The organism is Paenibacillus sp. XP01, from assembly GCF_057364885.1.
Genome location: NZ_CP139481.1, coordinates 1,958,610 through 1,972,160, shown reverse-complemented (window position 1 = coordinate 1,972,160; position 13,551 = coordinate 1,958,610). Strand labels below are relative to the sequence as shown.

Genomic DNA, 13,551 nt, shown 5'->3' with positions numbered 1-13,551 from the left:
CCTATTCTCCAGGGAGCACGTCGATTAATCCTTCGCGGGACAGATGCTCCAAAAATGCAGTCACGCTGCTCAAGCACACCTGAGGATCGACCTCGTATTCGGAAGACAGCACATCAACGATTCCGGACACCGTTCGCTCTTCGGACAACAGTTCCCAAATCCGGCCGCCGGTGGTCCCCAAATTGTAATACTTTCCGCTCTGGATGCTCATCATCACTTTCTCTCCACCCATATCGCTAACGAGATTGCCCTCTTTGCGCGTAATCCGGTCTTGCTCTTCCAATGGTTTGATTGCCGTCATTGTGCGGTATACACTCCTTTGCTTATGTGATTCGTAATCCGGTCCACCATCTCGAATGCGGTGAATTCGGTACCAGACCTCGTAATTCTGGATACTTCCACACCTGCCGAGAGCCGTGACACCGTCTCAAACAGCCACTGCGCCAACCCCTGGCGGGCAATCAGGCTGCTGCGAAACGTATGCGTGCACAGCAGATGCAGCCTTTCAAGCCCCTCTACTTCATGCAGTTGAATCGGGCCTGGCGCCGCATCCGGCTTAGGAGCAAGTTCGAATATGCCTCCCAGAGGTACCGGACTGTCATGAAAATAGTGCTGAACCGGAATGGCGTATTTGGTGATCTCCGCATGCACCGTAGCATAATGCTGCGATTCCATGCCAAAGCCGTCCAGACTGGCCTGCCACAGCTTCTGTTGGGGATACCCCGGAGATACGATCGCTCTTCCTCCTGCATCCCAAGTCAATGCAACGATATCATCGGTCAACAAAGGATATCCCCGTGAGGCCAAGGCTGCCGACAGGGTCGACTTGCCTGCCCCGGAATGTCCCACAAACGCATATGCCCATCCATCGATGACGACTGCGCTTCCATGGAGGGGAAGAACCCCGCGCTGCATCATAATGACGGCCATGCATGTGCCCAGAATGTAAAGCCTCGTCTTTTTCTCGTCGGCATCAGGCTCGGGGCTGATCAAGATGCGCCGCCCCCGTTCCATGCAAAACATGCCGACATGGTCAATCCGAAAAAGAAAGCATCCGTCTCTTGCTACAAAATTGCCATTCCCTACATTCCACTCGGCCCACAAGTCGTGCAGCTCGGCTGTTTCAATATGTACATCGGCGTGACCCGGTTCGGTTTGGTTTCTTGCAACCTGAAGTTCGGGCATCGAAATATAGCTGCTCCAGCGCAATCCATACGCATCGTATTGTACAGGCAACAAGCTCAGGCCCTCCTTTGCACCACATATATGAAAAAAGCCCTTATATTTATTCGCAAAAATAGAAGGGCTGGGCGAAAAGATCGATGTTCCGTCTTTTCGCCCTTTAAGTATGATCAGACATGAATCACATGTAATTATTAGGAAACCGGATTGTACAGGTCAGCATCGTGATCAGAGATCCAGTCGATTTGTCTCCAACCAATCCCAGCCATCGTCTGATTGACTTCCAATACTTCAAGAGCTGGCGCTTGCCATTCTTTTTTCTCAGCGTTCATCGTCATCACCTCCTTTAAAGAATTCACGTTGGTTCAGAACTGGCGCATAAAGCGGTATACAATCAGGCTGTGCATCATCAGCCTCAGATCCGGATGGGAGGCCAGCTCAGGCCGTGGTTCCCCGATGTTCGCCATCGCGGTCCGGATGCGTTCCGTATTCAGAATGCCCGCCACCCTGCTGTCTGTGCATAGATCATGCATCTCGGCGATGAATGCCTTCCAATCCGGGATCATGCGGTGCAGCCAGTCGGCAGGCTGTACCCCTCGCACACGCTGATTCAGCCTGACCTTGTCCGGCAGTTCCGGCGAAGTCGCCCGGCGAACCAGAGCCCGGTCCGTGCCATTCCTTACATACTGCTCGATCGGGACAGACAAGCAAAAGCGGACCACCCGTGCATCGCTGGTGGGATCGCGCTCCCATGCCCGATATCGAAGCGAGCATTTGGTAGCTACGGCACCGTTTTTGTTGGCAATCGCCAAATTGTTGAACTTCTGCGCCCTTACCTTGATCGCGTCGGCACGTGCCCCGCCCTGAAGCACGATCAACGTGTTGAGCCGTTCAAGCACTCCCGTTTTTTGCGCAAAGTCCGGGTGAATCATTTGCGGATGGGCAGGTGCCTCGCCTGCTGACGTCTTCTGAAACCAGCTCGGGTACGCTTTGCGTCCCGTAATTTTCGCGATACGGGTAAACGGCATGCCCGTATGAGCGCTGTATTGCTGCATTTCCCGGATCCAACGGAGCCATCGGCCGTTTTTCAGCAGCCTGGCATAGTAATCCAGGGCAGGCCCCCACGAAATGGTGAAGTTACCTCTGGCACCTGTCAATAGGACACCCGCATTCTGCAGGCTGGCCTTCTCGTAAAAACCGCGAATCCAGAACGAATTCTCGAAATATTTATATGGCATTTCCATCATTTCAAGCCATGGATCCACTTCGCTGAGCGGGCTTCTGCCCTCAAAATCCAAATAGTTCTCCGCAATGTTTCCGACATGGTCCACGGTAGAACGAATGTATGGCCGTTCGTCGGCCAGCAGTGTCCTGGACGTGTAGTCCTTAAAGTCGGACACGGGCACATAACTATAAGCATTCAGCTGCTTGCCCTGTTTGCGGAGCGTGCCTGAAGCAAACCCGACGACGGCGCCGGAATCAAGCCCTCCGCTTAATGCTGCCGCCACTTGCCGATGGGTTCGCAGACGGGAATCGACGGCTTGGGCAAACACCTCACGAAAAGCTTCAACATATTCGCCATCGGATTTGAGTCGCAGCGGTTCGACTTCATCCCAGCGGTGATACTGCTTTAAGCTCAACTTTCCCTCATGAAACGTCAACGTGTGTGCCGGAGGAATCTGCTGCACTCCCTGGTATACGGTAGATCCGATATCTGCCGAGTCGAACATCTCGGGGATCGCGAGAAATTCGGACAACCAGGTTTCGTTCAGCTGTTTGCGCACCCCATGCAATCCAAGCAGCGGTCCCATCAACGTACAGAAAGACAAGCGCGGCCCATCCAGTCGGTAATACAACGTCCGCATGCCCATGATGTCCCTCGCGGCAAACAGCTTGCGCTTGCGTTCGTCCCAGATGGCAAACGTAAAATCCCCCAGCAGTTTGCTGGCCACGTCTTCACCCCAGCGACGGTATGCACGAAGGATCAACTCGCTGTCGGATAACCTGTCGAGATCCGCACGCGATAGTTGAAGCTGGTCCGCAAGCTGTTCACGGTTATCGAGGATCGCATCTGCCGTTATGCATAATCCGCTCTCTTCTTCATAGAAAGGAAGCTTTTCAAGAACCGACTCCGGCGTGATCCATTGCGCGTGACAGCTGAAATAAGCTTCATCTCCCTTCCACATTCCGGTGGTATCCACCGGGATGTGTCCAAGGCCCTCGTACAGGCGCCAAGTATCCTCCCAACACGCCTCTCTGCCTCCCGGATGAACAATGCCCGCAATGGCACTCATGGCTTTTCACCCCGCATGCCTCTGCGCTGGGAAGCCCAAGCGCTGATCTGTTGTCCAAACGGCACCCATGCCTTGATGCGCTGTATTTTGCCGTTCGCCGAAGCGAGTTGGGATCTCAACCGATCCCGTTCCCGGTATCCCTGTTCCAGCCTCAGGTCGGCTGCACGAAGAGCGGCTTGCAGCTGCCTGATCGTAGCCAGTGCCTCCAGCCCGGAATCCTCTTTTTCATCCGTTACGGACGAACGTATTGAATTGGTGGCCTCGGCGCTTCGGCTTCCAGTTTGCATACGATATCCTCGCTGCAAGTCCCAGTTTGTAGCTTTGCGGAATTGGTTCGTCAAGCGCTGCACGAGTTCTTCGTCCGGATGCTGTTCATAATGCACGCCCGTCCATCGTTCAGCTGCTTCCAGCTGTTCCGCATATCCCATTCGATGAAAAAGTCCTGCACCGAGAGCACGGCAGTACGTTTCCGTTTCTTGTTTGGTTAATATTTCATTCCAGTTGTTAACAGAATTTTTATGAGCTTCCTGATGCCCGGAGAGATAAGGATCTCCCACACCCATGCTGTAGAACATATCGGACTTGGCACTGTCCAGGAAACGTCCGTATTGCTCCATCCCCTGTTCATAGTCCACGCCAAGGAAATGGCACATTTTTTCAAGTTCTCCCTGCGGGTCGACGACCAGCTGCTCATATTGAATTTCGTAGGCTCCGGCATGTTCTTCCGCGAAATAATCATTTAACCGCATGATGCCCAATGTCAGATCCACGGCCTTCATATTCAACTTGGAGCTGTTCAGACTGCCGATCAGATCGAAGCCTTCGCCTGTCCTGCGATTCACTTTTTTATAGGATGCTGCAATGGAAAGTGGATTGCGTTGGAGGTGAATGCGGCTGGCTTGCGGAAAAAGCCGATCGAGCCATTCAAGCATGCAGTAGTAACGCGGGGATTTGTCAACGACGAGTTCCGCTGAATTTCCTTCCAAGAACCCGTTGTATATTTCCATGGCGAAACTGCGACACGCTCGCTCGAATACTTCTTCGGATACCATGGCGTTATAAAATTGCCGAATGATCGAATGACCGCCGTATGCTCGCGGCTCGTTTGTTGGAAGATCAACCAGGCTCATCAGGAACCACATCTCCTGCGTAGCAAAGATGCGACTGTGATTTTGCAGCATCACGGTTGAAAGCGAGCTTCCGCTTCGAGGGACGCAGAGCAAAAATATAAGTCCGTTTCCTAGAGAGTCTACCAATGGCCCTACTCCTCTCCTCGTTCCGTTAAAACGAAGTTATGTAGTGGCAAAGCTAAGGGGAACGTAAATAATGAGGTGTATCATTAATGAGTTTTCATGATACAAACTGTCTATATCTACACTCTATGATACGATTTGTATCATGTCAATCTTTTATTTTCTCTTTTTCATATTTTCTCTGTTTATCCTGCATTTTTTGACCTTCCTCCCCATGCCCATATATCTTTATTCCTCTCAAGCCGTGATTTATGACACCTTCCAACGAAAGAAACCCCGGACACCTGCTCTACAGCGAACAGGCTCCGGAGTTTCTAGAGGTTTGGACATTACACAACATGCCAAGCGAAATCATGTAACGGAACGAGGCTCCGGCGACTGCGGCAAACCGTGCCCCGGCCAGCCGGGCCCATCTTCGCGATCGGCGTTCAGCGCATCCTCCACGCCCTTCTGCACTTTCACGGTCATCAGTACCGCCATGCCTGCGATAAAAAAGAAGAGCAAGGAAAGAATTCCCCAGCGCGCAGAGCCGGTGATTTGGCCAACCCAGCCAAAAACGAACGGACCGAAAATGGAGGCAAATTTGCCCGTAATATTAACGAATCCAAAATACTCCCCGGTTCTACCTGCAGGCATCAGGTTGCTGAACAAAGATCTGGCCGTTGACTGGCTGATTCCCTGCACTACGCCGACCAATCCGGCTAGCATGTAAAAATGGGACGCTTCCTTCATAAAGTAACCGAGAATCACGATGCATACATACACCGACAAACTGATCATCAGTACCTGCTTGGCCCCCCACCGCCTCGCCCATGCACCTAGCAGCAGCGTGCACGGAAAACCGACAAATTGCGTCAGCAGCAAGGCCAGCATCAGATCGGTCGTGCCGATGCCGATGCTCGTTCCATAGATGGTCGCCATCAGGATTATCGTGTTAATGCCATCATTAAAGAACCAGAAGGCGACCAGCATGCGAATCAGCTGTGGAAATTTTCGCATTTGACTGAATGTCCCTCGCAGCCTCGATACGCCCATATTGGCATACCCCATCCAGGAAGAGGGGCGATCCGTGCTTGCAGGCCTGCGGGGAGCATGCCGAAAGATAGGAATGGAAAACAGCAGCCACCATGCTGCCACCGAAATGAAGGCGAGTCTTGTCCCGGCCAGCGTATTTTCCAGTCCAAACCAGCCGGGCTGTTGAATCATCAACAGATTGATCGCCAGCAAAATGCCGCCGCCAATGTAGCCGTAGGCATACCCTTTGGAAGATACCATTTCTCTTTCCCTGATGGGAACAAGGTCGGGCAGCATGGCATCGTAAAAGGTGTTTCCTCCCGCAAAACCGATCGTAGATACAACGAGCAGAATGGAAGCGAACAGCCAGTCTCCCTCACCGACAAGGCTGAAGCCCAACGTAGAAAAAATACCGATCAGCGTAAATACGCGCAAAAAGTCTCCTTTTCTGCCGGACAGGTCCGAAAGCGCCCCCAGCAGCGGAGTCAGCAACGCCACGCACAGCATCCCGACGGAATGGGTATATGCCAGGTAGGATGCGGCCGTGTCCGCATCGAGAGAAGCTGCCGCAACCGAAGCATAGAAGACGGGCAGTACTGCTGCCAATACCGTCGTTGCATATGCCGAATTAGCCCAATCATAGGTGATCCAAGCTCTAACCGCACGTTTGTCCAATGGAAATCCTTCCTTTACATACATCCTCCAATTGTTAACAATCGGGTAACTCCTTCCATTGTACAGGATGTGCATTTCGTTTGTTCACCGGATTTGTAAAAACATAGCCATCGGATTATTTCGAAAATGTTGCTTCCGATGGGACTATGCATCGTTTTTGCTACAAATGGTTTCATTTTATCTTCCCGCTCATCACATATCGTCCCTGTCCGTGAATATACTTAATTACCGACAGGTCAAACTGTGCCACGTAATTATTGGGGGGTGCCTACATGTCAAATTCACGCCAGCCATACTCGTTCGTTGTTTCCCGGGAGGATTGGTCGCTTCACCGCAAAGGGTACCAGGACCAGCAGCGACACCAGCAAAAAGTGAAAGACGTCATCAAACAAAATCTGCCTGATCTGATCACCGAAGAAAACATCATCATGTCCGATGGACAACAAATCATCAAGGTACCGATCCGCAGTCTGGATGAGTACCGTTTCGTGTATAACTTTCAAAAACAAAAGCATGTAGGCCAAGGGGACGGCGACACCCAAGTCGGCGATGTGATCGGACGCGATCCGGCTGCGCAAAAGCCTGGCAAAGGCGAAAAGGCAGGTGACCAGGCGGGTTACGACATCGTCGAGGCCGAGGTCAGCATCGAAGAGCTGGAGGATATTCTTTTTTCCGAGCTGGAGCTGCCCAACCTGAAACAAAAGGACAAAGACCAAATCGAAACGCACACGGTCGTTTTCAACGATATCCGCAAAAAAGGCATGCAGTCCAACATTGACAAAAAACGCACCATTCTTGAAAACCTTCGCCGCAACGCCACCAGCGGCAATCCGGGCATTCATCACATCAGTCCGGACGACTTGCGCTACAAAACGTGGGAAGACAAAGTCATCCCGCAATCGAATGCCGTCATTATCGCGATGATGGACACGTCAGGTTCCATGGGTTCATTCGAAAAGTACTGCGCCCGCAGCTTTTTCTTCTGGATGACCCGTTTTCTGCGGCGCCAGTATGAAAAAGTAGAGATCGTGTTCCTCGCCCACCATACGGAAGCAAAAGAAGTGACGGAAGAGGAATTTTTCACGCGCGGGGAAAGCGGAGGAACGATCTGCTCCTCCGTATATATGAAAGCACTCGATATCATCGATTCCCGTTACCCGCCTTCAAGCTACAACATCTATCCGTTCCATTTCTCCGATGGAGACAATCTGACCTCCGATAACGAACGATGCGTGAAACTGATTGGCGAGCTGCTGAAGCGCAGCAACATGTTCGGTTACGGCGAAGTCAATCAATATAACCGCAGCAGCACGTTGATGTCGGCCTACCGCCATATCAAACTCGATCATTTCATGTACTACGTCATCAAAGAAAAAGGCGAAGTGTATAAGGCTTTGCGCAGCTTCTTTCATAGACAGGAAAACGGAGTCGCCACGTAAACAAGCAGAGCGGAGCATTCGGATTCTGGCCATTGATTTTCAAGGCCGAATGGCCAATCCCAATCACGCCCCAACAACTATTGTATGCACGGCAATATCCGGCCGTTAATCAAGTGACCCGTGAAGGGTCACTTTTTCGCTAAGCATATCCTGTACGGCTTGTTCATATGATGATGACAACCTTGATTCCCAGGCGTGCAGCCCGTGTGCTGCATTCGGCCGAAAATGCAATCCGAGGAGGTAACCCATGAAGCAGGACGATATTACCGCGCTTGAGCGCTCCATTGCCGAAATTACCGAAATTGCCGCAGGCTTTGGTTTGGATTTCTACCCGATGCGTTACGAAATATGCCCTGCCGACATCATCTATACCTTTGGAGCTTATGGCATGCCTACCCGTTTTAGTCACTGGAGCTTTGGAAAAACGTTTCATAAAATGAAAATGCAGTACGACTTCGGGCTCAGTAAAATATATGAACTCGTCATCAATTCCAACCCTTGTTATGCGTTCCTGCTGGATGGCAACAGCCTGATTCAGAATAAGCTGATCGTTGCGCACGTGCTGGCCCACTGTGATTTTTTCAAAAACAATGCCCGCTTCTCCATGTCCAACCGCAATATGGTCGAAAGCATGGCCGCGACGGCAGACCGAATCAGCAATTATGAGATGGAATACGGTACAGAAGCCGTTGAATCGTTCATCGATGCCGTATTGGCCATCCAAGAGCATGTCGATCCACAATTGATCAAGCCAAGGCATCTGGATAAACAGCGTTATATGGAATTGAAGCTGAAAGAGCAGCGCGGAGAGAAACCGCCCAAACCCGAAGGGCCATACGATGATTTGTGGGCCCTCGACGAATCCAAAGCGGAGGTGCCCGCTCCGGAATCCCAGATCCAAGTTCACCACTTTCCGCCTGAACCCGAGAAGGACATCATGTGGTTCATTCAGGAATTTTCCGAGGTGCTGACCGATTGGCAGCGGGATATCATGAGCATGATGCGGGAAGAAATGCTGTATTTCTGGCCGCAGATGGAAACCAAAATTATGAATGAAGGCTGGGCGTCCTATTGGCATCAGCGCATCATCCGCGAAATGGACTTGACCAGCGAGGAGACGATCGAATTCGCCAAGCTGAATTCCTCGGTCGTGCAGCCATCCACCCAAAGCCTGAACCCTTATTATTTGGGGTTGAAAATTTTCGAGGATATCGAACGCCGGTGGGATCATCCCAGCCGCGAGGAACGCGAACGGTTCGGACGTTTGCCGGACCAAGGACGCGCCAAAATATTCGAGGTCCGCGAGCTCGATTCCGATACGTCCTTCATTCGCAACTACATGACCAAACAGCTCACCGAAGATCTGGACTTGTATGTGTTCGAAAAAAAGGGGCCTGAATGGAAAATCACGGACAAATCGTGGGAGAACATTCGGGATCAGCTTGTATTTTCGCGCATTAACGGCGGTTCCCCTTATCTTGTCGTCCAGGATGCCGACTACTTGCGCACAGGCGAGCTTGTGCTCAAGCACCGTTATGAAGGGATTGAGCTTGACCTCAAATACATGGAGCGTACCCTCCCTTACGTGTACCGGTTATGGGGACGTACCGTTCATCTGGAAACCAAGGTGGAGGATAAACCGATCTGGTTTTCCTATGACGGGAAAAAGCATCATCGCAAGTTTATGTAATCGCCGACGAACCGGCTGCGAAGCAGAACCTGGTTGGTACAATGCCAAAAAGGCTGCCCTACAGGGGGCAGCCTTTTGTCACTGGATCAACGCCTGTCGTTTGCCAACCACGCCATGTTACGCTTTGCTGAAATGTTGGCGCAGCGGCATGAAGAAATCATTCTCTACTTCGCTTGCCGGCAGCGGCCGGCTGAAATAATAGCCCTGAATTTCCCGGCAATCGTTCTGCATCAGGAAATCCAGCTGTCCTTTGGTTTCGATGCCTTCCGCAATCACTTCCATATTCAAATGCTGCGCCATCGATATGATGGTGGCCACAATGGCTTGATCGCTCACATTCTCCGTAATGTCCGTCACGAAAGAACGGTCGATCTTCAGTTTATTGATGGGATATTGCTTCAGGTAACTAAGCGAACTGTAACCCGTGCCGAAATCGTCCAAGCTGATCTTGACGCCGAGCGCCGACAATTCGTTCAGAATGCTGGTCGATACGGATGCATCCATCATCATGCTTTCCGTAATTTCGAGTTCGAGGTAACGAGCCTCCAACCCGGAATCCTCCAGCGCATTTTTGACCAGCTCGAGCAGATTGGCCTGATGGAACTGCTGCGAAGACAAATTGACCGAGACCGGAATGAGCGGCCCCCCGCTCGCGTGCCAGCGCTTCATCTGCTTGCATGCTTCACGCAGCGTCCAATTGCCGATGTCATAGATCATGCCGGTCTCTTCCGCGATCGGAATGAAGACGTCGGGCGTCAGTATTCCTTTCTGCGGATGCTTCCAGCGAATCAACGCCTCCACGCCGATCATGCGACGGTCCGAAGTACGAATCTGAGGCTGGTAATACAGCACCATTTCATCGCGTTCCAGCGCTTTGCGCAAATATCCCTCAAGTTCGATTCGTTCATACAACGCCGAATCCAGCTCGGCCGAATAGAATTTGTAGCCGTTTTTGCCGTTTTTTTTGACCTCGTACATGCTTGTATCAGCATGCTTGAGCAGCATGTCCGCTTCTGTCCCGTGCTCCGGGAACATGGCGATGCCGATACTTGTAGTCACATAGAAGTCATTGTCCTTAAGCCGGTAGGGCAGTTGGATCGCCCGCACGATTCGTTTCGCGAGTTCTTGAACACGATCCGCATGGCCCTGTTCATTTTTGACGACCAACGTAAATTCGTCCCCGCCCATGCGCGCAAGCATGACGTTCTCCATCGCATCGGAATCGAAAGCCTGAATCGCGCCAACAATCCTTGCACTTACGTCCTTCAGAAAAATATCCCCGATGGAATGTCCAAGGGAGTCGTTGATCATTTTGAAACGGTCAATGTCCATAACCATCACCGCAAACGTTTCGCCCGCGGCCTTGTGGGTGGCGATGGCTTCCTCCAGCACTTCGTCCAGCTTGCGCCGGTTCGGCAAGCCAGTAAGCGGATCATGCAAGGCCTGATGGCGAATATGTTCCTGGGCCTGCTTTTCCTTGGTGACGTCTTTGATCAGGATATGGCTGCCCACATGACTCCCCTCAATCAGGACCGGAACTACGGTGATGTGCAGATCGATCAACTGACCGTGAAGCCCCTTCATCGTAGCCGTGTAATACTCCTGGCTGCGAGTGCCGTCTTCCCAAGAAATGTCCGCCGGGTCGGACGTCCAGTGGATGTCGATACGCTCTACGATCTCGTCTATGGAGCAATGGATGACATCCTTCTCCAAATATCCTGTAATGCGAGTGACCGCAGAATTGATTCCTTTGATGTACCCTTCGCAATCTACGGAAATAATGGCATCGGCATGATTGTCGTACAAAGCCTGGTACCATTGCTCGTTTTCTTGCAAACGGCGGTCTTTCTGGGAAAAACGCTGGTTAATGATAATGCCGCTTAATGCCAAACCCAGGGTAATGAACGTGCCGATCGCAATCGTGTATCCAAGAAACAACGGTTCGATCCGCAAGCCCGGCACCCCCATGCCTCCCTCCGAAACGTGAAAGTGAGCTGCCGACATACCGGTATAGTGCATGCCCGTAATGCCCAAACCCATGATCAATCCACTACCGAGTTTATACATCCACAGCCGCTTGGAATGGCGTTGGCGAAAAATGAACATGAGCCACAACGCTGTGAACGAGGCGGCGGCTGCAATCAGGATGGATAACCAGACCTTGGCGGGTTCATAGCTCACTGGAACGGACATCGCCGCCATGCCGACGTAATGCATGCAGCTAATGCCGATCGTCATCGACAAACCTGCAATGGCAATCTGCTTCACATGCCCGCCCTTTCGGCCTGCAATGTGCAGGGCGACTCCGGAGGCCACGACAGCAAAGAGAACGGACAACACAACCTTACCCAACGAATAAGAAACGTGATTGGGGAGCACAAAGGCCAGCATGCCGACAAAATGCATCGACCATATGCCAAGCCCCATCGCCATGGCCCCGCAGCCAAGCCAAACCTTTCGGGAGGTTCCTCGGGCCAGACTAACGCGGCCAGCCAAGTCAAGCGCGACGTAAGAAGACAAAACGGCAATAATGTAAGACAAAACGACCAGTTCAATGTTGTACGTTCCGTGTAGGTGCTCCACTCCGTCTTTCCTTTCAACCGGGATCAATCTTGTATGTATGTTTCATGCTTTTCATAGCTAATGAAGCGAATCTTAAAAAAGAAGCGAGTGCACTGTCAGGCGACAGGCACTCCCTTCGCAACAACATCATGGTATTTGCCAGCAAACTCAAACGAAAGCCATACATAGAAGACCCGTTTATCATAATGAGTATAGTCTAAACGTCACAGGGTCGAAAATCAACACTTTTCCCCAGCATTTCGTGTTGAATTGTGTCGCTGATACCTGACGTTTCGTGAACTTCAAGACAAAAGGCACAGCCTCTCGGCCGTGCCCCTTGCGAAGTGTGTCACCCCTGAACGGGTGCCGTCGTCTGGCGAATAACGAGATGGGACGGCTCCGTAACAACCGGGGGCGTATAATCCGGGTTCTCGATCATCGCGATCAAATATTCGATCGATTTGATTCCGATGGAATATATGTTTTGGTTAATGGTTGTGAGTCCGGGTTTGAACACATGCGCATAATACGTATTGTCAAAACCGACGACCGAAATATCCTCGGGAACACGCAGCCCATGCTTTTCGATTTCGTGGATCGCCCCAAAAGCGGACATGTCCGAAGCACATACAATGCCTGTCGGTTGGTCCCTCTGCGCAAGCAAACGCCGGGCCGCCTTGCTTCCACCATCGAAGGAATAATCGCATACTTCCATGTGCACGGTGGAGTACGGCAGTCCGCATTGCCGCAAACCTTCGCGGTATCCCTCCAGGCGCAGATTGGCGACGGCCGGTCCCAGCGTACCCGAAATATACGCAATTTTCCGGTGGCCTAATTCGTACAGATGTTTGACGCTCATCGCAATGGCATTGGCATTGTCGGTCGTAATGTACCCGGCCCGCTTGCCGAACAGGTCGGTGTCAATGAACATCGTCGGAATCTCCGCATGAATCAATTCTTCAATGCTCTTGTTCTCCCTGCCTTCCCCGAATACAACAACGCCGTCCACGTTCCGGCTGCGGCAATGTTTGATAAACGAATACGCAGGGTCCTCAAAACGCGTGGACAACCGGACCAGGTCGTAGCCGCTGTTCTCCAAGGCGGTTTTGATGCCTTCCAGCAGCTCCGACACAAAAGGGTTCGTAAACGGAACCGTCAACAAAACCCCTACCGTCCAAGAGCGGCGCTTCACCAGTCCACGCGCAACTACATTGGGTTGGTATTTTAACAATTCGATCGCCATATTGACTTTTTTGCGCGTTTTGTCACTTACATCGGGATAATCATTCAGCACTTTGGAAACGGTTGCAACAGATACGCCCGCTTCTTTGGCCACATCATGGATAGAAGCCACCTGATCACCTCAACCTCTTTCAAATCCCCTGTCTCAAGCTGCATTCACTGTTACAACGGCAGGTTTGTTTTCCTATTATAGCTCAAAT

At 51.6% G+C, this 13,551-nt stretch carries 10 protein-coding genes; 2 read left to right on the top strand and 8 right to left on the bottom strand.

The features are described 5' to 3' along the window. Window position 1: 1 nt before the first annotated feature. The 6 genes from SNR34_RS09120 to SNR34_RS09095 all read right to left on the bottom strand — a co-directional run bounded on the left by SNR34_RS09120 (window position 2) and on the right by SNR34_RS09095 (window position 6,442). Window positions 2–301 (bottom strand): lasso peptide biosynthesis PqqD family chaperone, encoded by a 300-nt coding sequence (locus SNR34_RS09120; RefSeq protein ID WP_236415854.1) that lies wholly within the window; start codon window positions 299–301, stop codon window positions 2–4. Then, window positions 298–1,239 carry an aldolase gene (locus tag SNR34_RS09115; protein ID WP_236415855.1) on the bottom strand — a complete coding sequence of 314 codons (942 nt, stop codon included), beginning with the start codon at window positions 1,237–1,239 and terminating at the stop codon, window positions 298–300. Before SNR34_RS09115 ends, SNR34_RS09120 begins: the two co-directional genes overlap by 4 nt. Window positions 1,240–1,376: 137 nt before the next feature. Then, entirely contained in the window at window positions 1,377–1,514 is a 138-nt protein-coding gene (locus SNR34_RS09110) for a paeninodin family lasso peptide (RefSeq protein ID WP_236415856.1), read from the bottom strand. A 33-nt stretch (window positions 1,515–1,547) separates the two neighbouring features. After that, on the bottom strand, window positions 1,548–3,476 hold the full coding sequence (locus tag SNR34_RS09105) for an asparagine synthase-related protein (RefSeq protein WP_236415857.1): 1,929 nt from the start codon (window positions 3,474–3,476) through the stop codon (window positions 1,548–1,550). Further along, window positions 3,473–4,699 (bottom strand): sulfotransferase family protein, encoded by a 1,227-nt coding sequence (locus SNR34_RS09100; RefSeq protein WP_339278357.1) that lies wholly within the window; start codon window positions 4,697–4,699, stop codon window positions 3,473–3,475. The genes SNR34_RS09105 and SNR34_RS09100 overlap by 4 nt, the downstream gene beginning before the upstream one ends. 381 nt (window positions 4,700–5,080) lie before the next feature. Further along, window positions 5,081–6,442 (bottom strand): MFS transporter, encoded by a 1,362-nt coding sequence (locus tag SNR34_RS09095; RefSeq protein ID WP_486181739.1) that lies wholly within the window; start codon window positions 6,440–6,442, stop codon window positions 5,081–5,083. Window positions 6,443–6,690: 248 nt separating this feature from the next. On the opposite strand from SNR34_RS09095, the gene yhbH reads away from it, so the two are divergent. Continuing rightward, complete coding sequence (yhbH, locus tag SNR34_RS09090; RefSeq protein ID WP_236415859.1) at window positions 6,691–7,857, top strand: sporulation protein YhbH; 1,167 nt, start codon at window positions 6,691–6,693, stop codon at window positions 7,855–7,857. Between the two features lie 247 nt (window positions 7,858–8,104). Continuing rightward, window positions 8,105–9,547 (top strand): SpoVR family protein, encoded by a 1,443-nt coding sequence (locus SNR34_RS09085; RefSeq protein WP_236415860.1) that lies wholly within the window; start codon window positions 8,105–8,107, stop codon window positions 9,545–9,547. A gap of 117 nt (window positions 9,548–9,664) precedes the next feature. Here the strand turns inward: SNR34_RS09085 and SNR34_RS09080 are convergent, their stop codons facing one another. Further along, the gene (locus SNR34_RS09080) at window positions 9,665–12,130 is read right to left on the bottom strand and encodes an EAL domain-containing protein (RefSeq protein WP_339277132.1); all 2,466 of its coding nucleotides are present in this window, start codon (window positions 12,128–12,130) and stop codon (window positions 9,665–9,667) included. Between the two features lie 328 nt (window positions 12,131–12,458). After that, window positions 12,459–13,463: a LacI family DNA-binding transcriptional regulator gene (locus tag SNR34_RS09075; protein ID WP_236415863.1), complete on the bottom strand. Its 1,005-nt coding sequence runs from the start codon at window positions 13,461–13,463 to the stop codon at window positions 12,459–12,461. Window positions 13,464–13,551: the final 88 nt, after the last annotated feature.